Annotated in this window: 21 protein-coding genes; 1 reads left to right on the top strand and 20 read right to left on the bottom strand. The window is 47.1% G+C overall.

Going from position 1 to position 20942, the window contains the following annotated elements; all coding sequences use genetic code 11:
- Positions 1-114: 114 nt before the first annotated feature.
- From pssA to rluD, 4 genes are all read right to left on the bottom strand, one after another.
- Positions 115-951, bottom strand: coding sequence for a CDP-diacylglycerol--serine O-phosphatidyltransferase (pssA, locus tag AWU56_RS11780; RefSeq protein ID WP_272978550.1), 837 nt, complete (start codon positions 949-951; stop codon positions 115-117).
- A 155-nt stretch (positions 952-1106) separates the two neighbouring features.
- Complete coding sequence (gene clpB, locus AWU56_RS11775; RefSeq protein ID WP_006956158.1) at positions 1107-3677, bottom strand: ATP-dependent chaperone ClpB; 2571 nt, start codon at positions 3675-3677, stop codon at positions 1107-1109.
- A gap of 71 nt (positions 3678-3748) precedes the next feature.
- Positions 3749-4450, bottom strand: coding sequence for a peptidoglycan editing factor PgeF (gene pgeF, locus AWU56_RS11770; protein ID WP_006956159.1), 702 nt, complete (start codon positions 4448-4450; stop codon positions 3749-3751).
- The gene (gene rluD, locus AWU56_RS11765; RefSeq protein ID WP_006956161.1) at positions 4422-5390 is read right to left on the bottom strand and encodes a 23S rRNA pseudouridine(1911/1915/1917) synthase RluD; all 969 of its coding nucleotides are present in this window, start codon (positions 5388-5390) and stop codon (positions 4422-4424) included. Before rluD ends, pgeF begins: the two co-directional genes overlap by 29 nt.
- A 146-nt stretch (positions 5391-5536) precedes the next feature.
- On the opposite strand from rluD, the gene AWU56_RS11760 reads away from it, so the two are divergent.
- Positions 5537-6295, top strand: coding sequence for an outer membrane protein assembly factor BamD (locus AWU56_RS11760; protein WP_006956163.1), 759 nt, complete (start codon positions 5537-5539; stop codon positions 6293-6295).
- Positions 6296-6310: 15 nt separating this feature from the next.
- Here AWU56_RS11760 and glnB read toward each other — a convergent pair whose 3' ends face one another.
- From glnB to fliF, 16 genes are all read right to left on the bottom strand, one after another.
- Positions 6311-6649: a nitrogen regulatory protein P-II gene (glnB, locus tag AWU56_RS11755; RefSeq protein ID WP_006956165.1), complete on the bottom strand. Its 339-nt coding sequence runs from the start codon at positions 6647-6649 to the stop codon at positions 6311-6313.
- Positions 6650-6661: 12 nt separating this feature from the next.
- Entirely contained in the window at positions 6662-8299 is a 1638-nt protein-coding gene (locus AWU56_RS11750) for an NAD+ synthase (RefSeq protein ID WP_040488069.1), read from the bottom strand.
- Positions 8300-8383: 84 nt separating this feature from the next.
- The gene (gene flhB / locus AWU56_RS11745; RefSeq protein ID WP_006956170.1) at positions 8384-9511 is read right to left on the bottom strand and encodes a flagellar biosynthesis protein FlhB; all 1128 of its coding nucleotides are present in this window, start codon (positions 9509-9511) and stop codon (positions 8384-8386) included.
- A gap of 8 nt (positions 9512-9519) precedes the next feature.
- Positions 9520-10302: a flagellar biosynthetic protein FliR gene (fliR, locus tag AWU56_RS11740; protein WP_272977478.1), complete on the bottom strand. Its 783-nt coding sequence runs from the start codon at positions 10300-10302 to the stop codon at positions 9520-9522.
- Position 10303: 1 nt separating this feature from the next.
- On the bottom strand, positions 10304-10573 hold the full coding sequence (gene fliQ, locus AWU56_RS11735; protein WP_006956173.1) for a flagellar biosynthesis protein FliQ: 270 nt from the start codon (positions 10571-10573) through the stop codon (positions 10304-10306).
- 8 nt (positions 10574-10581) lie between these two features.
- Positions 10582-11331: a flagellar type III secretion system pore protein FliP gene (gene fliP, locus AWU56_RS11730; protein WP_006956174.1), complete on the bottom strand. Its 750-nt coding sequence runs from the start codon at positions 11329-11331 to the stop codon at positions 10582-10584.
- Positions 11328-11690: a flagellar biosynthetic protein FliO gene (fliO, locus tag AWU56_RS11725; RefSeq protein WP_286682638.1), complete on the bottom strand. Its 363-nt coding sequence runs from the start codon at positions 11688-11690 to the stop codon at positions 11328-11330. Before fliO ends, fliP begins: the two co-directional genes overlap by 4 nt.
- On the bottom strand, positions 11650-12072 hold the full coding sequence (gene fliN / locus AWU56_RS11720; protein ID WP_286682637.1) for a flagellar motor switch protein FliN: 423 nt from the start codon (positions 12070-12072) through the stop codon (positions 11650-11652). The genes fliO and fliN overlap by 41 nt, the downstream gene beginning before the upstream one ends.
- Positions 12073-12103: 31 nt before the next feature.
- Positions 12104-13168, bottom strand: a complete 1065-nt coding sequence (gene fliM / locus AWU56_RS11715) for a flagellar motor switch protein FliM (protein WP_006956177.1) — start codon at positions 13166-13168, stop codon at positions 12104-12106.
- Positions 13169-13184: 16 nt separating this feature from the next.
- A complete protein-coding gene (gene fliL, locus AWU56_RS11710) occupies positions 13185-13718 on the bottom strand; it encodes a flagellar basal body-associated protein FliL (protein WP_006956178.1) in 534 nt (177 codons plus the stop codon).
- A 71-nt stretch (positions 13719-13789) separates the two neighbouring features.
- Positions 13790-15544: a flagellar hook-length control protein FliK gene (locus AWU56_RS11705; RefSeq protein WP_286682636.1), complete on the bottom strand. Its 1755-nt coding sequence runs from the start codon at positions 15542-15544 to the stop codon at positions 13790-13792.
- 79 nt (positions 15545-15623) lie between these two features.
- Entirely contained in the window at positions 15624-16079 is a 456-nt protein-coding gene (gene fliJ, locus AWU56_RS11700) for a flagellar export protein FliJ (RefSeq protein ID WP_006956180.1), read from the bottom strand.
- Positions 16080-16090: 11 nt separating this feature from the next.
- Complete coding sequence (fliI, locus tag AWU56_RS11695) at positions 16091-17428, bottom strand: flagellar protein export ATPase FliI (RefSeq protein WP_272977475.1); 1338 nt, start codon at positions 17426-17428, stop codon at positions 16091-16093.
- Complete coding sequence (gene fliH, locus AWU56_RS11690) at positions 17428-18174, bottom strand: flagellar assembly protein FliH (RefSeq protein WP_286682635.1); 747 nt, start codon at positions 18172-18174, stop codon at positions 17428-17430. The genes fliI and fliH overlap by 1 nt, the downstream gene beginning before the upstream one ends.
- 24 nt (positions 18175-18198) lie before the next feature.
- A complete protein-coding gene (gene fliG / locus AWU56_RS11685) occupies positions 18199-19245 on the bottom strand; it encodes a flagellar motor switch protein FliG (RefSeq protein ID WP_006956183.1) in 1047 nt (348 codons plus the stop codon).
- Positions 19238-20929 carry a flagellar basal-body MS-ring/collar protein FliF gene (fliF, locus tag AWU56_RS11680; protein ID WP_416361542.1) on the bottom strand — a complete coding sequence of 564 codons (1692 nt, stop codon included), beginning with the start codon at positions 20927-20929 and terminating at the stop codon, positions 19238-19240. The genes fliG and fliF overlap by 8 nt, the downstream gene beginning before the upstream one ends.
- Positions 20930-20942 lie beyond the last annotated feature (13 nt).

Genomic DNA, 20942 nt, shown 5'->3' with positions numbered 1-20942 from the left:
GACGACCGTGTCACACTGCGCTTCCGCGTCTTTCTCTGTGACAACGGCGGCGAATTATAGAGATCCTATTCACACTTGCAAGCACTTTTTTGAAATTAACTTCCAACTGGTTATTTATTGCTCGCTCTGGTTATTGTTCGAGCTTTTTCCCTGCTTTTCGTCCTTAAACTCGGCATCATCTTGCTCATTATCACCAACCACGTGTTCCAGCTTTAGTTTGTTTACGCTACGAATAGTTAATACCGGACCCGATAATGCATATAAGAAGAAAATACCGAACAGCACTAAAGAGGGCTGAGTTGCTACAATAACGAATGCCAACACAATCACTAAAATCACGACAAATGAGACTTTTCCTTTCCAGTCGACATCTTTAAATGAATGGTAGCGGAAGTTTGTAACCATCAGTAAGCCGGCAACAATAGTAACAATTGCCGCAAAGCCGCCTAAATCATTACCCGATATACCGTATTCAGTGCCGACCCAAACCAGCCCCGATACAACAGCCGCGGCACTTGGGATTGCGAGCCCCTGAAAATAGCGTTTGTCAGCACTACCTATATTAGTATTAAAGCGAGCTAACCGGAGTGCGCCGCCTGCCACGAAAATAAAAGCAGCGAGCCAACCCAATTTACCTAAGTCGGCCAATGCGTAGTTATACATGACTAACGCGGGCGCCATACCAAACGATACGATATCAGCCATGCTGTCATATTCAGCGCCGAAATCACTTTCAGTTTGAGTCATGCGTGCGACGCGACCATCTAATCCGTCAAAGATCATCGCAATGAAGATAGCCACGGCAGCTTCCACATAGCGCTCGTTCATAGAGGCAATGATCGCATAGAAGCCCGAGAACAAACCTGCCGTAGTAAATAGATTAGGTAATAAATAAATACCACGTCGTTTCTGTGAGCTCTGGCTTTCTACCTTACCCGACTCGTTAGCCATGTTTACTATTCCTCTTAAGTACGAAAAAAATTCAATCTGATTTGAGTTTAGCACAGCGCAATCAACGGTTAAAAATGCTTTAAAACACTATCAATAAAAAAGGAGGGGCTTCCCCCCTCCTTTATGCATTAGACGATAGTTGATTAACTAACACGCTACTCAATAGCTAAACGATTATCTGCTACATCAACATGAATCGTATCACCGGCTTTAAAATCTCCCGAAAGAATGCGCTGCGCTAACGGGTTTTCAAGTTCTTGTTGAATTGCACGTTTTAACGGGCGCGCACCAAACACAGGGTCAAAACCTGCAGACGCGATGAAGTCTAGCGCTTCAACACTTAATTCGATGCTCATGTCTCGGTCTTCAAGTCGAGCATAAAGACGCTGCAATTGCGCTTCTGCAATCGAGCGAATTTCTTCTCGACCTAGCGGATGAAACACAACCGTCTCATCAACTCGGTTAAGAAACTCAGGTCGGAAGTGACCCGCTAAGACGTCCATGACCATCGCTTTCATTTCATCATAGCTGTTATCAGACGCATGCGCTTGAATCAGATCGGACCCTAAGTTCGATGTCATAATGATCACCGTATTCTTAAAGTCCACCGTGCGACCTTGACCATCGGTCAGCCTTCCATCATCCAATACCTGTAGCAAGATATTGAATACGTCAGGGTGAGCTTTTTCGACCTCATCGAGCAAAATAACAGAATAGGGTTTACGACGAACAGCTTCAGTGAGGTAGCCGCCCTCTTCATAACCGACATATCCTGGAGGAGCTCCCACTAACCGTGCCACCGAGTGCTTCTCCATAAACTCGGACATATCGATTCGAACCATCGCATCGTCGGTATCAAACATGAAGTTTGCTAACGCTTTGGACAACTCGGTTTTACCCACACCTGTTGGTCCGAGGAATAAGAACGAGCCGATCGGACGGTTCGGATCCCCTAACCCTGCTCGAGAGCGACGAATAGCATTAGCGACCGCATCCACCGCCTCATTTTGACCAACGACTCGCTTGTGTAATAACGACTCCATCTGTACCAGTTTTTCACGTTCACCCTCGAGCATTTTGCTCACAGGAATACCAGTCCAACGTGACAGAACGTCCGCGATTTCCTCATCCGTGACTCGGTTTTTCAACAAACTCATGTCTTGCATCTCGGCTTGCAGCGCTAAATCCAATTGTCGCTCTAGCTCAGGGATACGCCCGTATTGCAGTTCCGACATACGATTTAAGTCACCAGCGCGACGCGCAATATCCATCTCAGTACGCACTTGGTCAAGCTGCGATTTAATGTGCTGAGTGCCCTGGACCGCCGCCTTTTCTGAGTTCCAAACTTCTTCAAGCTCGCCGTACTTTTTCTCTAGTTCATCGAGCTCATCATGTAAGTGTTCAAGACGCTTTTTACTCGCATCATCCTTTTCCTTCTGCAACGCCTGACGTTCCAATTTTAATTGGATAATACGGCGCTCTAAGCGATCTAAGTCCTCTGGTTTAGAATCAATCTGCATTCGGATGCTAGATGCTGCTTCATCAATCAAGTCGATGGCTTTATCCGGCAGCTTTCGATCACTGATATAGCGATGCGATAACGAAGCAGCCGCAACAATCGCTGGGTCAGTAATTTCCACCGAGTGATGGATTTCGTAACGCTCTTTCAAACCACGCAAAATAGCAATCGTGTCTTCCACGGTGGGCTCATCAACCAACACTTTTTGAAAACGACGCTCAAGCGCGGCATCTTTTTCAATGTACTGACGATACTCATCAAGCGTGGTCGCCCCTACACAATGAAGTTCACCACGCGCCAGCGCAGGCTTGAGCATATTGCCAGCATCCATCGCGCCATCCGCTTTGCCAGCGCCCACCATCGTATGTAATTCATCAATAAAGAGAATCACTCGACCCTCTTCCTTTGCCAGCTCGTTAAGCACAGCTTTGAGGCGCTCCTCAAATTCGCCGCGATATTTTGCACCTGCTAATAAGGCTCCCAGATCGAGCGATAAAACGCGCTTATTCTTGAGACCTTCTGGCACCTCTGCATTGATGATTCGTTGTGCCAGCCCCTCAACGATAGCTGTTTTTCCCACACCTGGATCACCAATCAGTACAGGATTATTCTTAGTTCGACGCTGCAATACTTGAATGGTACGTCGAATCTCTTCATCACGCCCAATCACAGGATCCAATTTGCCTTGCGCCGCTCGCTCAGTCAGATCAATCGTGTACTTATCAAGTGCTTGACGCTTTTCTTCGGCATTCGGGTCATCAACATTCTGTCCGTCGCGGATATCATTAATGGCCTTTTCCAAGGCGTCCTTCTTAATACCGAGCTTTTTAAACAACTCACCAAGCGGTCCTTTATCCTCAGTCGCTGCCAACAAAAACAGTTCGGACGAAATATATGCATCTTTACGTTGCTGGGCATACTTATCGCAAAGGTTTAATAACTTTGCGGTGCCTTGCGAGAGTTGAACTTCTCCTTCTGCCCCTTGCACTTCCGGCATTTTGTCGAGCAGTTTGCCAAGCTCTGAGCGGAACTGACTGATATTAGCACCAATAATGGTAAACAGCGGACGAACCGAGCCGCCCTCTTGATCCATGAGTGCCTGCATCAAATGTGCGGGTTCGATAAATTGATGATCTCGACCGAGTGCTAATGATTGTGCATCAGCGATGGCCATTTGGAATTTAGTAGTGAATTTATCGTGTCTCATAATTACTTCCTGAGTTAACTTTCTCTTAAAGCAAATATGGGTACTTTTTCGACACTTTCAAGTGATACAGATCAACTTCGCCAGATTAAAGATGCCATCCTGGCAGGCTCTTGGGCTCGACGCCAAGAATACCAAGCGTCGCTTTCACGATAAGTGCAGCGATTACTCAGTGTAACGTCAGATATACCCAGATTATTGAGCTGCTGCGTTGCGAGCCCTGATAAGTCGGCGAGCCATTTGCCGTCACCGTCTGGAATAAAATAGATATCCGCATTGATGTTGCGGCGGATAAATGCTGTGCGGACTTCGCTTCCCACTTGAAACATCGGCTGAGAAATTGCAGGACCAATCCACACGCTTAATTGATCTGCCTTAACCTTCATTGCAGTTACTGTATTTTTAATTATCCCTTCAACTAAACCGCGCCAGCCTGCATGAACCGCAGCAATGCGATCACCATCCCGCGTGCACATTAATATAGGTAAACAATCAGCAGTCAATACCGCACACACACTCGGTTGATCAGACCAAACAGCATCGCAGGGTTCGCTAAGCGCACCGACATGAGATACCTTTGTTGTGTGCTGCTGTTGCAACCAGCGCACGTGAAAAGGCAAGTTAAGTTCTCGTCGAAGCTGCTCGCGTCGGAGTATTACAGCGGCAGGGTCATCACCCACATGGGCAGCGAGGTTACCCACTGTACGTGTGGTAACCGCCGCTGAAATACCTGAGGGTAAAACCCAATCAGGCGTCAGAATGCGCTTCAAGGTCATCTTTCATGCTTTGAATGAGTGCTACAAAGTCGTCAGGACGTGGGGCTTCAAAACTCATCCAGTCACCGGTTATAGGGTGGTGAAGCGATAGTTTTGCTGCATGCAATGCCTGTCGACTAAAGCCACGTAGCGATGCCAAAAACTCGTCGCTCGCCTGTTTAGGTGGACGCGGACGCCCGCCATACGTTAAATCGCCAACTAACGGGTGACGAATGTGCGCCATATGAACGCGAATCTGGTGTGTACGACCACTTTCTAGTCTCAGGCGGAGTAACGTATGCGCTCGAAACCGCTCCACAACTCGATAGTGAGTGACTGCAGGCTTACCTGAACTAACAACCGCCATATGCGTCCGTTTGGTGGGATGTCGACCGATAGGTTCATCAACCATCCCACCCGCGGTCATTACCCCGTTACACACAGCTTCATATTCACGGGTAATTTCACGCTTTTGCATCATATCAACCAACTGAGTCTGAGCTGGAATATTACGCGCCACCACCATTAAACCTGTGGTGTCCTTATCCAAGCGATGAATAATGCCTGCCCGCGGAACATGATCGATATCAGGGTCGTAATGCAATAGGCCGTTTAACAGAGTGCCGTCAGGGGCTCCGGCTCCTGGATGAACCACCAAACCGGCTGGCTTATTGATAATTAAGATGTCTTCATCCTCATAAACAATATCAAGCTCAATCGGCTGTGCTTGGTAACGCTCCTCGCGCTCAAGTTCAGCATCGATAGCAACCAACGCGCCGAACTCTAGTTTTTCGCGCGGCTTTTCAATAACCTGAGCATCGACAGAGACTTTACCCTCTGTGATCCACTTTTTCATGCGCGAACGAGAATAGTCTGGGAACAACTCAGCCAATATCTGGTCTAAACGCTTCCCCGCGAGGGATTCAGGCACGATGGCCTCTAGTTGAATAGTTTCATTCATAAATTTTTTTCGACTGTCAAAGAGTATTGTGCTGGGTTAGAATGCGGATTATCTATTAATTATGATAGTGTAACTTGTTACACTGAACTTTGCACAGGCAAAACACCGCTTATCTAAGTGACTGACTCTAAAAAACCTGAGGTGTTATGAAACGTCGTATCCTAATTTTAACTGCCGCAGTCGGATTAAGTCTGGCAGGGTGCTCGTCAACAGATGACCAGCAAAGCGAGCTCAAGTACACACAAGTTGAGCTCATGTATGAATCAGCGCAAGATCAAATGTCCTTAGGGAACTTTACCCAGGCAGAGGAAGAACTTTCGAATATTAATTCGCGTTACCCCTTTGGTCCCTTCGCTCATCAAGTCCAATTGGACCTGATTTATCTAAATTATAAGCTTGATAATACTGAAAAGGCGCTTGCTGCCATTGACCGTTTTATAAGCTTAAACCCGAATCATAAGGACGTTGATTACGCGTTATACATGCGCGGTCTGACGAATCAACGAGCCGAATATAATGCCATTCATGAACTGGCGGGCGTAGATCGTTCTGACCGTGACTCCACCATGGCAAAAGAAGCTTTTAAAGACTTTGCCGAACTGCTACGCAAGTATCCTGAAAGCAAATATGCAGCAGATGCTAAAAAGCGTATGATCGCGATAAAAAGTCGTCTGGCTAAAAAAGAACTGGCAGTGGCCCAGTACTATATGAAGCGTCAAGCCTATCTCGCAGCAGCTAACCGTGGTCGTTATGTGGTAGAAAACTTCGAGAATACGCCAGAGGTGGAGAGTGCCTTGGCGATGATGGTTGAGTGTTACGACCAACTCGAATTAGAAGAACTTAAGCAAGACACGCTTAAGGTACTCAGAAGTAACTTCCCTAATAATGAGTTAGTCAACAACTAATCAAAAGTGAGCAGGCTAAACCGCCTGCTCATTTTCCTCTCCGGTTCGGATTCGAATGACTCGTTCAATATCCGACACAAAGATTTTACCATCACCTATTTTGCCCGTCTGTGCGGTTTCCATGATGGCTTCAATACAGCGTTCAACGTCTGTATCAGCAACCACTACCTCAAGCTTCACTTTAGGCAAGAAGTCCACCATATATTCAGCACCCCGATAAAGCTCCGTGTGCCCTTTCTGGCGTCCGAAACCTTTGACTTCGGATACTGTCATTCCTGCGATGCCGACTTCTGATAAAGCTTCTCGCACATCGTCCAATTTAAATGGTTTTATTATTGCTTCGACCTTCTTCATGGCCACTCCAATCTAATTTTGGCGTTCTAATTCAAAACGGTAATGACTAGTTATCGGATAACGTCGATCACGACCAAAGTTTCGTGCCGTAATTTTAGGTCCAACAGCCGCCTGCCGGCGTTTATATTCATTTATATCAACCAACTTTAATGCTCTGCGGACATCCGCTTCGTTAAAGCCCGCTGCAATAATGTCCACCACAGACCAGTCCTGCTCTACGTAGAGCGAAAGAATACGATCTAGGTCACCATAATCGGGCAACGAATCACTATCGACTTGATCCGGCGCCAGCTCCGCAGAAGGTGGGCGCTCGATAACTCGCTCTGGTATACAGGCAGATCGCGTGTTTCTGTAAGCTGCAAGTTGGTAAACTAACGTTTTTGGCACATCTTTAATAGGTGCAAACCCACCACACATATCACCGTACAGCGTTGCATAGCCTACTGCAACTTCACTCTTATTGCCCGTAGTAAGCACTAGCGCGCCGGATTTATTCGACAACGCCATGAGCAAAACACCACGACAACGTGACTGTAAATTCTCTTCGGTCGTATCTGTCGATGTCCCAGCAAAGAACGGATCGAGTTGCTTCATAAACGCATCAAACATCGGTTCAATCGGAACAACATCATACTTCACGTTAAGCGTTTCCGCCTGTTGTTCAGCATCCTCTAGACTCATATTTGACGTATACTTGAACGGCATCATGACGGCTTGAACACGCTCAGAGCCCAGTGCATCTGATGCAATCGCTAAGGTGAGTGCCGAATCGATACCTCCCGATAGCCCGAGTAATACATTCTTAAAGCCATTCTTATTGACATAGTCTCGCACCGAGAGTACCAGCGCATCATATACATGAGCCAAGCGCAAATCACTATCTTCGCCGGCATACGGAGGAAAAGCCTCACACGTCAGTGACTCAGTGGTTAACTTAAGTGTTGCGAGCGTTGTCTGGCAGTGAGGAAGTTCTGCGACTAACTCGCCCTGCTTATCCAATACCAGCGAATGACCATCAAAAATCAGTTCATCTTGACCACCACAGTTATTCAAATAAGCAATGGGGAACCCGTGCTCAGCCACTCGTTGCTTCAAAACGGATAGTCGTTGATCGTGTTTATCGATTTCGTAGGGAGAAGCATTAACAGACAATACGAGATCAAGTTGATCATCCGCCAGGCGAGCCAAAGGCTCAGGATGCCATAAATCTTCACAAATCATCAGCCCGATGCGATATCCCTGCCATTCAAACACTTGTCCCTCATCACCAGGAACAAAATAACGCTGTTCATCAAACACACCAGTATTTGGTAAACGTTGTTTTTTATAGCGCAGTAAACATTCACCCCGATGAAGCACTGATATAACGTTAAACAGCTGCTCGCCGACTTTGCTGGGATGTCCAACAATTACAACACAATCCGAAGCAGCCGCACTGATCTGCTCGACCGCATTATCAACAGCCTCCTGATGATCAGTTCGTAACAATAGGTCTTCAGGTGGATAACCTGTAATAGCTAACTCTGGAAAGACAATAATATCATGATCGCGGCTCTGCTCAGCGACCGTTTTAAGTATCAGGCTTGTGTTGTTATGAAGCGCACCGACAGTAAAATCTAATTGTGCCATGCACAATGACAGCTCAGACATAGTGTTTGATCCAGCGTTACAGGACTAAAAATACAGGGGGCGAATAGTATAGTAGCGACGAAATTTTGGCAAATTAACGCCGTCCTAATGGCGTAAATCTTCAGGTATTGGCTCGTCAGTATTCGGCTTTTTAGGTCGCTTAGCTTTACCTTGTTTGAACATTTTAAGTTGATAAACATAAGCAAGCACCTGAGCTACGGCAACAAACAATCCGCGAGGAATCTCAGTTTCTAACTCAGTGGTATGATAAATTGACCGAGCTAGCGCAGGCGAGGCCACCAACGGCACGTCGTACTCTAGAGCAATTTCACGAATCTTAGCCGCTGTTTCGTCGGTCCCTTTGGCTAAGAGGATAGGAGCCTGATTTCCACTCTCTTCGTATTTTATAGCCACCGCAAAATGTGTCGGGTTGGTAACTACAACATCTGCTTTAGGAACCTCTTGCATCATCCTACGGTTCGCCATTTCCATCTGTAAGCGGCGAATACGACCTTTTACCTCAGGACTACCTTCTGAGTCTTTATGCTCGTCTTTGATCTCCTGCTTGGTCATACGTAAATCTTTATTGTGCTTCCAAAGTTGAAAAGGCGCATCGATGACAACAATTAAAAACATCGAGCAACAAATCAGTAGAAACATCCACATCAAGATATCGAGCGCATTTTCAATCATGCTCGGCATCTGACCCATTGAGATCTGTAAAATGTTATCGAACTGCCAGCTCAGCAGTAAAAAGGCACTGATCGCCACCACCCCGAACTTAGCGATTCCTTTTACTAACTCGACCAAGGCTTGGGTACCAAACATTCGCTTGAAACCGTTCATGGGGTTCATACGCGAGAATTTAGGTGCCATTGCTTTCCAAGAAAAATTGATACCACCTAGCCAACTATTACCCAGAAATGTAAAAAGGGTAATAAAGGCAAATATAATGATAACCGGCCAAATGATGTGCTCAAACCCTACAGCGAGCGCCTTATAGATTTGCGAAGTATCAAAAGCTTGTCGTCTTTCAAGCGTAAACAAGTCACGGAATAGCCCTCTCACGCCAGCGTAGAGCGACTCGCCAAACCAAAAGAACGCGACGGCAGCACTGACTAACACAAAGGCAGTTCCCATCTCCTTTGAACGCGCTATTTGACCTTTCTCTCGGGCCTCTCGTTTGCGTTTCTCGGTGGGTTCCTCTGTGCGTTCTTGATCAGTTTCAGCCATTCATCACCTCAGCATCGACTACCAATAACCGTACACATGACACTCACCGCTTCTTGCCATTGATTTTCAAAGTGGAAGATAAAGCCCCCTAAAGTCAGCCACAAAACGATCAATCCACTCACCATGGTAATCGGGAAACCAATCGCAAAAATGTTTAGCTGCGGCGCTGCACGAGTCATTACACCAAACGACAAATTAATTAGTAGCAAGGCAATAATACCCGATAACATTGCTGTAAGTGCTGCCGAAAACATTGAACTTCCCCAGTCGGCAATCATTCGAAATGCATCGGCATTCAAACCAGTCATCGCCACGGGTACAGAATCGAAACTCGCAACGACCATTTGAATCATTAATAGATGACCGTCAAGCGCGAGAAATATCAAACTCGCCAACATCAAAAAGAACTGCGCTATCACTGGAACTTGTTGGCCATTAGTCGGATCGACCATTGAAGCAAAGCCCAAACCAATTTGCATTGCAATGATTTGCCCACCCAATACAAACGTCTGTAAGAAAAGCAATGAGAGCAAGCCCAACGCAACCCCAATGACAATCTGTTGCGCTGTCACCAGCATACCGCCCACTGTAAACATCTCGACGCCCGGATTCACATCTGGTAATGCGGGTGATATTGCAAATGTAATTGCTAAGGAAAGTAAGACCTTAATTCTTGAATTAACTAAGGTACCGGAAAACAACGCCATACTCATTAGCATTGAGGATACACGTGTCAGCGGCCACAAATGTTGCTGTAGCCACTCCATCAACACCTGCGTAACGAGATCCATGCTAGCCGACCACTTGCGGTATGCGGTTATACATTTCTATAGTGAAGTCCATTAGCAGGCCAACAATAAAATGCCCACCGAGTCCGATAACAGCCAGTGTGACTAATAAACGCGGCAAAAAGCTAAGGGTTTGCTCATTAATTGAGGTTGCAGCTTGGAAAACCGCAACCATCAGACCGACCAGCAAGCTCGGCACGATGATAAAAGCCACTATAATAACAATGACTTTGAGCGCCTCTTGAAACACATCGAGAAAGACTTCGGGGGACATCTCGCCTCCTAAACACCAAAGCTGCCAGCTAACGTGCTCATGGTTAAGTTCCAACCATCGACCAAAACAAACAACATTAACTTAAACGGGAGCGATACAATCATCGGTGATAACATCATCATACCCATCGCCATCAATACACTTGCAACAACTAAGTCAATAATCAAAAACGGGATGAATAACATAAAACCAATCTGGAAGGCGGTTTTGAGCTCCGATGTAATAAATGACGGAATCAATATCGACATCGGAGTATCTTCTGGACTTTGAATATTCGTCTCACCCGCGATATCGGCAAACGTTTGGATATCCGTCACACGCGTTTGCGCAAGCATAAAGGCTTTTAGCGGCGCTTTGGCGCGATCTACCGCTTCCATTGAGGTCACTTCTTCATTTAAGTAGGGTTGCAACGCCTTGTCATTAATTTCTGTAAGTACTGGACTCATAATAAAAAATGTCAAAAAGAGCGTGATACCGATAAGCACCTGATTAGAAGGGGACTGCTGTAAGCCGATAGCTTGTCGTAAGATGGCCAAAACAACAATAATACGTGTGAACGACGTCATCATAATAACCATCGCAGGGATGAACGTCAGCGCCGTCATTATTGCCAGAATTTGTAACGTGACAGAATACTCCTCGCTACCATCTGGATTAGTTTTTACCGTAACGGCTGAAATATCTTGCATCGCGTTTGCCACATCAGGAAGCAATAGTGCGAGTAGCACAAAACAACCTAAGAGAAGCTTTATTTTCATTGTTTTTCTTCTCCTAACACAAAGTCATCGGGCAATTCTTTCAAACATTCGACGCGTTCAGGCGTGACACCTAGCAAGAATTTCTTGTCACCAATTTGCACCACGCTGATACGTTCTTTAGGCCCTAATGAAAGCGTCCCCATCAGCTTCATGCCCTTTGAGCCTTGAAATTTAACGTTGAATCGTTTTAATACCGTCGCTAATGCAATAATGACAACAATCACTGCAATTAATGCGACCAGCATAGAAGCAATATCTTTTCCGCCAATAGGCGATGTTGCTTTTTCGACCTGAGCAAGCGCAGGGCTTGCCCAAATACTAGCGCAACTTACGAATACGCTCGATTTGACTGATAACATCAGTGAGTCGAATCCCAAATTTATCATTAACCACAACAACCTCGCCGTGTGCTATCAGAGTGCCATTGACCAACACATCGAGAGGCTCCCCAGCAACACGTTCGAGTTCCACCACCGAACCTTGGTTAAGCTGTAGCAAGTTACGAATACTGATTTGGCTACGCCCTACCTCCATTGAGATGGTAACCGGAATATCGAGGATCGCGTCTAATTTTCGCTTATCGCCATCATCAAGGCTCTCAGCATTCAATTCCTCTAGCTCTGCTGTTCGCACGCCCTCACTTTGCTTATCGGCATTATCCTCTGATTCGCCCTCTTCAGAAGCCGCCTGCTCAGCCATTGCCGCTTCCCAGTCGTCCATTTCATTGTCTTTATTGCTCATTTGTCTTCCTCAATCATTCAAATGCTGAATGCTATAAATCAATATCTTCTTCCAGTTGACGCAACTCTGCATCACCGCCAATTCGGCGTCCACCTCGAGTCAGCATATGGATATCTGACTTAACAGTCTCGGGACGTCGAATCTTATCTGAAATTTTCAACGCAATATTGTCTCGTGAACGACCCATTTTCGCATGAAAGGTAGGCAAATCTTCGATAAATACCGTTAGATTATCAGGCACTTCAAGTGGAATAATATCGCCTTCCTCAAAGTCCATAACCTCGCGCAATGTGACGTCGACATCAGCGAGCTTGGCAACCATTTCCACAGGCACGTCCATGATTTCGTCACGCAGCGCTTTACTCCAGCGCATATCGGTATCTTCTTTATCCGATTGTACACCCGCATCCAACAGTTCACGAATCGGCTCAAGCATTGAGTAAGGTAAAGCGATATGAAAGTCGCCCCCGCCCCCATCAAGTTCGATATGAAACGAACTAATAACGATAACTTCAGTCGGCGAAACGATATTGGCCATTGCCGGGTTAACTTCTGAATCCAAATACTCAAAGCCTACGTCCATCACAGGCGCCCAAGCTTCTTTATAATCTTCAAAAATCAGCTTTAACAGCATTTGGATAATACGTCGCTCAGTAGGGGTAAATTCGCGCCCCTCAATCTTCGCATGATAGCGTCCATCGCCGCCAAAAAAGTTATCTACCAAGATAAACACCAAACGTGCTTCCATGGTAATTAAGGCGGTTCCTTTCAGTGGGCGAAAACGCACCATATTTAAACTGGTTGGAACGAATAGTGTATGCACATACTCACCAAACTTAAGCATTTGCACGCCGTTGATGGACACCTCAGCGGTGCGGCGCATCATGTTAAACAGGCTTACACGCATATGCCTCGCAAATCGCTCATTAACGATCTCAAGCGTAGGCATGCGACCGCGGACAATCCGATCTTGCGACGAAAAGTCATAATCCAACGCTTCTGATGCTGCATCCGAGGATTCGACATCTTCCTCTTCGACGTCATCGACTCCGTGTAGGAGCGCATCAATCTCGTCTTGTGATAATAAATCGCTCAAAACACTGCTCGCTCTTTTATTGCATGACAAGGCCGGTAAAAAGCACTTTCTCCACCAAGCCTTCTCCCGTGACACTCTCGAGTGCGGAACGCACCTGTTTTAACGCAAGCTCTCTAATACGTTGCTTGCCTTCTGCTGTTCTCAGTTCGTCGGCAGTAGATGAACTAAATACTTCGTGCAAGGTACCCTCAATCAGTGGGATATGTTGCTTAGTCAGCTCTTCGCTACGCTCCCCTCGAACCATCAATTGCACATTAATTTGCACCGTTCGATCTCTCGAGTCACCCGGTACAATAAATACAAAGGGTCGAGGCATCCCGACATAGAGCGCATTACCCACTTGCGCAGGTTCAGACGTCATCTCTTCGCTTGAACCGCCTCCTGCCCCCATATCTGAAGCGCTCGAGGCTTGTTTAGTCCCCATCAAAAACCACACTGCAACAATGATGATCACAACTAACAGAATCGCAGCAGCACCAATGATCAGCCACTTTTTCTTACCGCCGGGCGCTTTTTCTGAGCTTTCTTCTTGGTTATCGTTTTCCGCCATGGGTTGTTCCTAAACAAAGGTATAAGCTAATACAGAGCACTATATATCGAAACAGGGATAGGTTTCATCCCTTACACATAGAAATCGAGTCGCCCCTGCTCGAGAAAGTCGTCTACCGCACCATCTAACTGAAGGACAGGCTCTTCAGAATCACCATTATTTGCAAAACCTGTACCCCGCCCCGAACTTGATTCATTGCCTTGTCCACTTTGCTGCTCACTGACCGTGCTTTGCGCCAAGTTTAGGCCTTGCTGCTCCAACATCTCTCGCAAGCGCGGCATGGACTGCTCTATCGCATCACGAGCCTGAGCGGATTGCACTTGAAACTGTACGGTCGTCTGGTCGCCTTGCGTATGAATCCGCACGTGCATTGAACCTAATTCAGGTGGATCGAGACGGATGTCGGCGCGATTAATATTCTTCGAGACCATCAGCTGAATACGCTCTTGTAGCTTTTGCGCAGTCTCTTGTTGTTGCAGATCTAACGGCTTGTCAGCAGCCGTTTGCGCTTGCGCCACTGACATACCGTCAACTTTGGTCATCGCTTGTTGGGTCTGCGTAATTGCACTCATATGCGCAGCTGAGGATTGCGTGTGTTGAGTTAGACTTGTATCCATGCCTGACCCCGACACAGCGCTCAGTTCAGCCTCAGTTGCCATTCCCTGAGAGCTCGTGCTCCCATTATTAAGCTGTTCTTTTACAAACTTCGCCATCATGCTTTTATCAGCTGCAGGCTTTGTATCTTCATCTTTAACAGATTCAGAGGTGCTTTTGCCGTTATCAGATGAAGAAGAGCCGCCGCTCTTCTCGGTTGCATTTACCGAATCAACGCGTTCAGACTGAGTTGATTTTGTGTGCAATGAAGCCGGAATCGTTGAGGCAAGTTGAACCTGTTTATCTGACTTCTGCAACGCTGACTGATAGTGATCAATCCAATTTGATAGTGTGCTCTTTTGTCCCGCATCAAATTGCTTAGACGTCTCAAGAGCCCCTTTTATATGATTCATCGCTTCGGTAAGCGATGCGTTTGGCTGTTGCTTATGAAATGCGTCGAGTTCCTTGGTTAGCCAATCCTTTTGCTCTGGATTCAGTTTCGGCATCTCTATCTCACTCAACATGGCGAGCGGCTCCTCAGAGTCCTCGTCAAGCATCGCCTCGATATCTGTCCATTGTTTCTTTTGATGAGGTTGAATCACCTGAGTCTCAAATTGGGCCAACTCAGCCATCAAACCATCTGTCGCTTTATCAAGCGTTTCCTTGGGCATAAAGCCAGCTTGTTGTGCGTCGGCAACAACTTGCCGCATCTCTGCTATTTTTTGCGTCAGTTGACTCAGCACGCCTTGCTGGTCAGCACTCAATTGTTCGTCCGATTGAAGTTGCGTGACGTCCGCATCGAGTTTCGCTAACCACTGCTCCATCTCATCTAACGTCGCCTGATCTTGCTTACTGATCTCAATCGAAGTTTCCGTGTCAGCATGACTTTCTTCGCTATTGATAAGTAAATCGCGCATTCGATCAATGGTTTCTACCCAGTCCCGAGCCTCTGAAGCATGTTCTTTCGACGCTGACAGACGCTGACTAAGTGATGACTGAGGAAGCTCATTACTATATTCGGGCTTTTCGAATGCGCGGTGTGGACTATTAATGTCCACTTCACCACGGGCAAATAATTGCCGAGCACGCGGCTCCTCAGAAGCAGAAGGCATTAACTTGGCAAAGTCGCGACCGCTGACGTCCATCATATCCACATCAGTAAAATCTTTCGAGCTATCGCCTTTTACTGACGAACTGGACACGTTCGTGGTTAATTGAATAATCTGGGGCATAATGTGTCACCTGTTAGGCACTGCCGCATATATTTGACGCTACGGCTAATCTGATTCGATTAATTAAAACTAGCAATATTTATACCAGTTTTTGCTTTTTACCCCGTATAAAGCGTTGGGTGGAAAAATCATCGAGGTTTTTTTGTTCTTTTCTTGCCTGCAATCTTGCTGCTGCTCGTTTCTTGTTTTCTATCAGCAACTCAATAGACTCCGCTTTTTGCCGTTGTGCTAGCCATTGCTGCTTACGCTGCTCGACCACCTGATTTAACTGTTGCAGCACGTTATGCATCTGCTCGATACCTTCATCCAGCTTGCCGACAAACGCGTGATATTGACCAAATTGAATAGAACGAATTCCACCTGCTCCGCGCGCTTGCAACTGATTCAAGTAGTCTAACCGATACTGTACTAACCCATCGAGACGCTGTTGCTCACTCACTAGCCGTTGTTTAGCCTCACCAAAATGCTGCGCCAATTTGTCGGTGCGTTGCTGCTCAAGTTCTAACAACATCGTCAATTGTGATATATCAGCCATAAAGACAATCCCTAACGCGAAGCGAACGCGCGTTGAGTCAACTGCTGGAGTTTCATGAGACTCTCATCGTAACTAATCACTTCATTCATACGCTGAGTCAAAAAGCCCTCAACCTGAGGTTGCATCGCTATCGCTTCGTCGATCTTAGCATCAGAGCCCTTACTGTAAGCCCCAATAGATATAAGGTCGCGATTACGACGAAACGATGAGTACCACTGTCGAACTTTTGTCGCTCGTTGCAGGTGTTCATCGGAAACAACCTGGGGCATGACACGACTGATCGAGGCCTCAATATCAATGGCGGGATAATGCCCAGAATCGGCTAGCTCACGGTTCAGTACGATATGCCCATCGAGAATAGCACGCGCTGAGTCAGCGATAGGATCCTGCAAATCATCACCTTCAGTGAGCACGGTATAAAATGCCGTAATCGATCCTTGTGCGCCACCGCCATTACCCGCGCGCTCAACCAAAGCCGGCAGGCGTGCGAATACCGAAGGGGGATAACCTTTTGTGGCCGGAGGTTCACCGACCGCCAATGCAATCTCACGCTGCGCCATGGCGTAACGAGTTAAAGAATCCATCAACAGTAAAACATTCATACCCTGATCACGAAAATACTCGGCTACTTTTGACGCAGTTTCGCACCCGCGTAAACGCAATAGCGGTGACTGATCCGCAGGGGCAGCCACGACCACCGCCTTTTCCAATCCTTCTTCACCCAATATTTCATCAATAAACTCTTTGACTTCTCGACCCCGTTCACCAATGAGTCCAACAACGATAACGTCTGCATTGGTGCCTTTCGTCATCATTCCTAGTAAGACACTTTTACCGACACCGCTACCGGCGAATAAACCCATGCGCTGCCCCTGACCGACAGTAATACATGCATTAATCGCGTTGACGCCGACATCTAGCGGCACTTTCACGGGTCGGCGATTAAGTGGATTGATAGGCAGGCTACGATAGGCATTTTGATTGTCTGTTAATATCGGTCCCTTGGCGTCTAATGGATGACCTCGTGCATCAATTACACGGCCTAAAAGCTCTAACCCAAGCGGCAGCTGTTCGGTACGCGTTAGCGGTTTTACTTTGGCGCCCGGAACCACACCGTGCGCATCATCCATGGGCATCAAATAGCTAGTCTGACCTTCAAAGCCCACCACCTCGGCCTCGATATCGCCATGTGCAGATTCGACTGCACACGTTGCACCAATAGGTGCCCGCACGCCAACAGCCTCAAACATAAGTCCGACCACTCGTGTTAGATAGCCAGATACCAATACTGGCGCAGGTTTCACCCGCTTTTTCAAGCTTGCAAAGTAATCAGTTAAGCTATCAGTCATCAGCCGCCCTGCAATTTTTCAAAAATCAAGTCGACTCGGCTAGCAAGTGAGTAGTCCACGCTTGAGCTTTCTGTCGTCACGCGGCACCCGCCGCGCTCGAGTAGTTCATCCTTACTGAGCAACCACCCTTTTTCTTTTAATTCTTCTTCACCCAAGCTCGCTTGGATTACCTCAATATCGTCAGGATTGAGGTGAATGATCACCCGTTGGTCGGTCACGGGAAGCACTTCAAGGGCCTGCTGAAATGCCTTGTTAACAATATTTTCATTATGCAGAGGTTCGTTTAAGCAGGCTGTTCGGGTCAGGGTGAAAACCAACTCTAATAACTCTTTTCGCAAGGTTTCGGTAAGTTGCTGTGTGGGCGCGGCTAAGCCATTCATCACTTCAATCAGAGCTTGTTCTGCCTCACTCATTTGCGCCTTGCCGTCAGCCAGCCCTTGCTCAAAACCTGCATGGAAGCCCTTCTCACGACCTTGCTCCACACCTTCCTCGTGTCCTTTTTCAAGCCCTTCCTGATGACCTTGCTCAAAGCCTGCCTTAAAGCCTTCTTCCCGTGCGGCCTCGCGAATCTCCTCGAGCTGTTGCGCAGTTAAGGGTTCTGGCTTTTCTTCTTCGGGCTCAGGCTCCGGCGGCTCATAATGCCACTTTCGGGGTTTGTTCAGAGCATTGCGGCTTTCACCTGCTTTTAAATCTTCCGTGGTAATATCCGGCAAATCCCAAGTTTTCATCGTCGGACGCTCGCTCATGATTGCAGGTTCCTAGCTACTGTCTTATAAAAACTCATCACCACCACCGCCGCCAAGCATAATTTCTCCGGCGTCGGCCAAGCGACGGGCAACTGCAAGAATGTCTTTTTGTGCAGCCTCGACATCACTAATTCGTACAGGCCCCATTGCCTCTAAATCATCTCGCAAGAGGTCACCTGCACGCTTCGACATATTTTTGAAGATTTTTTCTTTGACCGAGTCATCAGCCCCCTTAAGGGCTTTCTGTAAGGTATCGCCGTCGACTTCACGCAGCAACGTTTGAATACCGCGGTCGTCGACATCGACTAAGTTTTCGAAGACAAACATCAGATCTTGAATTTGCTGACTCATTTCTTCGTCTTGCTCGCGTATCGCATCCATTAACTGACCTTCGATATTGGTATCGAGGTAGTTCATAATATTGGCAGCAGCTTTCAAACCACCCATCTTCGCCGCCTGCGCACCCGCTTGACCAGCAAATTGTTTTTCCATGATTTCATTCAATTCTTGCAGTGCCGCTGGCTGAACTTCTTCTAAGTTAGCGATGCGCATCATCAGGTCTAATCGCACTTTTTCTGGGAACTGAGCCATAATCTCGGCACTTTGCTCAGCATCAAGATAGGACAGCACGATAGTTTGAATCTGCGGGTGTTCATTACGAATGATCGTCGCCACTTGTTTTGAGTCCATCCATTTCAGCGAGTCGAGGCCCTTGGCACCACCGCCCATAACGATCTGTTCTATCAGGTTGCCTGCTTTGTCCTCGCCCAGTGCTGAGGTCAGCGCCTTACGCACAAACTCTTCACTCTTGAAGCCAATGTTTGTAAATTTCTGGATCTCATCTAGGAACAAGTTGTGTACGGCATTAACTTTGTCTTGATTAAAATCTTCAAGGCTCGCCATTGCCGTGCCCACTTTCTGTACCTGCTTCGGCTCTAGGTGTTTTAGAATTTGCGCGGCGTCTTCCTCAGATAGGCTCAGCAATAAAATTGCAGCCTTTTCCACGCCTTCAAGTTGCGTTACGTCAAATTCAGTTTCACTGCGTTTGGTGCGAATATCTGTATTAGGCATCTTCGTTTAACCACGCTTTTACTACTTGTGAAGAGAGTTCAGGCTCATTTGCAACCAATGCCCGTACTGCTTTCAGCAAGTCTTCATCTTTATGTAAATCAGGAAGTTGTAAACTCCCATCAGGTCCAAAACCAACAGAGCTCTCATCAAATTGCGACGATAGCAAGTCGATAGTTTCATCACCCATCATCTCATCGTCTTCGAGCATTGAGTGAGCATCGTCTTCCAATTCTTGAGTTGGGTTAATAAGTTTCTTCAACATTGGACGGACAACAGCAAGAATGAGTACCAGAATGACCAGGCCTCCCATCACTAAACGAGCGGCACGCCAAAACCAAGGTTCATCCCACATTGCTGTTTCACCCGCGCCCAAATCAGGTAGCTGCGCGAACGGAACCGATACAACTTCAATCGTATCACCTCGACTGAGGTCAAAGCCAATACCACCTTGTAATAACCGACGAATATTCGCTAACTGTTCGGGTGAGGCGGGTTGAGGCACCTGCTCGCCATCCGCATTGGTTGTCATCGGTTGATTCACCGCAACCGACACGCTCAACCGCTCAATTGTGCCGCTCTGACTGCGCGTATAGCTAACGGTATTGTCCAATTCATAGTTACGTGTTGCTTCACGATGCATACTCCCGGTCGCATCACGCTGACTACCCGCACCTGTGGCCTGTTCGGGAATATTTGATTCTAATGGGGGCTGATTACTGAGTGCACCAGGAATACCACCGACGGCTGTACCGGCGCTGCGGTTCTCCACCGTCATTTCGCTACGAATGGCTGGCATGTCTGGGTTGTATAGCCGTTGTGTTTTTTCCGACTGCGTGAAATCCATTGTGACATCGACCTGCGCAGTGTAATTGTCATATCCCAATACCGGAATCAAAATGCTGTCAATTTTATTCAGGTATTCTTCTTCGCGTTTACGCTCTAACTGATACTCACGGCTATTCGTGGCGGCCAATGCGCTTTGCGAACCTGAGTTCAAAAGCCGACCGTTTTGATCGGTGACAGTGACTTGTGAAGTTTCTAAACTCGTGACGGACGACGCAACCATATCGACAATAGAGGCGATTTCTTCCTCACTCAGTGACTGATTACCTTTCACGTTAAGCATCACAGATGCTTTAGGTTGTTTCTCGCGACGTGCAAATACGTTTTCTTTAGGCACGGCCAACAGCACACGAGCGGCCGACACTGCGCGCATTTCTTCAATTGCTCGTGCTAACTGAATTTCCCGGGAGTGGATCAAACGTTCACGCTCGAGTCGTTGACTCACGCCAAAACCAGGCTCACTCATTAAAATATCGGAGCCGTTGCTTTCCGATTGACCGTAATCCACACCGGCACGCGTCAACTTAAGTTTAACCGCATCGTAGTTCTCCTCGGGAACCGATACCACATTACCGTCGACTTTATATTCAATATTGTTTGCGTCGAGATAATCTAAAGTACCAACGAGCTGTTCTGTTTCCATTTTTGCAAGAGGACGGAAAGTCGACTCTTGTGCCCAAAGCATAATGAAAATAGCGATGGCCACACAGATAGCAAGCGCCAAAATTACGACGACTTGGCGCAACATATCAAAGTTCGCCAACTTATCGACGATGCTTTGTTTTTCTCCTGACTGCCCGCTTGCGTCAGCAGCGCTGTTACCCGCGCCTTCTGTTACCATCAAATCTGTTGAT

The sequence above is a fragment of the Idiomarina sp. T82-3 genome, from assembly GCF_001577655.1.
GTDB classification, from domain to species: domain Bacteria; phylum Pseudomonadota; class Gammaproteobacteria; order Enterobacterales; family Alteromonadaceae; genus Idiomarina; species Idiomarina baltica.
The sequence above is the reverse complement of the archived record's forward strand: the minus strand, read 5'-3'. Positions and strand labels throughout refer to the sequence as shown.

Coding starts and splice junctions, on each gene's coding strand:
- pssA (WP_272978550.1), bottom strand. CDS start 951: ATGGCTAACGAGTCGGGTAAGGTAGAAAGCCAGAGCTCACAGAAACGA.
- clpB (WP_006956158.1), bottom strand. CDS start 3,677: ATGAGACACGATAAATTCACTACTAAATTCCAAATGGCCATCGCTGAT.
- pgeF (WP_006956159.1), bottom strand. CDS start 4,450: ATGACCTTGAAGCGCATTCTGACGCCTGATTGGGTTTTACCCTCAGGT.
- rluD (WP_006956161.1), bottom strand. CDS start 5,390: ATGAATGAAACTATTCAACTAGAGGCCATCGTGCCTGAATCCCTCGCG.
- AWU56_RS11760 (WP_006956163.1), top strand. CDS start 5,537: ATGAAACGTCGTATCCTAATTTTAACTGCCGCAGTCGGATTAAGTCTG.
- glnB (WP_006956165.1), bottom strand. CDS start 6,649: ATGAAGAAGGTCGAAGCAATAATAAAACCATTTAAATTGGACGATGTG.
- AWU56_RS11750 (WP_040488069.1), bottom strand. CDS start 8,299: ATGTCTGAGCTGTCATTGTGCATGGCACAATTAGATTTTACTGTCGGT.
- flhB (WP_006956170.1), bottom strand. CDS start 9,511: ATGGCTGAAACTGATCAAGAACGCACAGAGGAACCCACCGAGAAACGC.
- fliR (WP_272977478.1), bottom strand. CDS start 10,302: ATGGATCTCGTTACGCAGGTGTTGATGGAGTGGCTACAGCAACATTTG.
- fliQ (WP_006956173.1), bottom strand. CDS start 10,573: ATGTCCCCCGAAGTCTTTCTCGATGTGTTTCAAGAGGCGCTCAAAGTC.
- fliP (WP_006956174.1), bottom strand. CDS start 11,331: ATGAAAATAAAGCTTCTCTTAGGTTGTTTTGTGCTACTCGCACTATTG.
- fliO (WP_286682638.1), bottom strand. CDS start 11,690: ATGTTATCAGTCAAATCGAGCGTATTCGTAAGTTGCGCTAGTATTTGG.
- fliN (WP_286682637.1), bottom strand. CDS start 12,072: ATGAGCAATAAAGACAATGAAATGGACGACTGGGAAGCGGCAATGGCT.
- fliL (WP_006956178.1), bottom strand. CDS start 13,718: ATGGCGGAAAACGATAACCAAGAAGAAAGCTCAGAAAAAGCGCCCGGC.
- AWU56_RS11705 (WP_286682636.1), bottom strand. CDS start 15,544: ATGCCCCAGATTATTCAATTAACCACGAACGTGTCCAGTTCGTCAGTA.
- fliJ (WP_006956180.1), bottom strand. CDS start 16,079: ATGGCTGATATATCACAATTGACGATGTTGTTAGAACTTGAGCAGCAA.
- fliI (WP_272977475.1), bottom strand. CDS start 17,428: ATGACTGATAGCTTAACTGATTACTTTGCAAGCTTGAAAAAGCGGGTG.
- fliH (WP_286682635.1), bottom strand. CDS start 18,174: ATGAGCGAGCGTCCGACGATGAAAACTTGGGATTTGCCGGATATTACC.
- fliG (WP_006956183.1), bottom strand. CDS start 19,245: ATGCCTAATACAGATATTCGCACCAAACGCAGTGAAACTGAATTTGAC.
- fliF (WP_416361542.1), bottom strand. CDS start 20,929: ATGGTAACAGAAGGCGCGGGTAACAGCGCTGCTGACGCAAGCGGGCAG.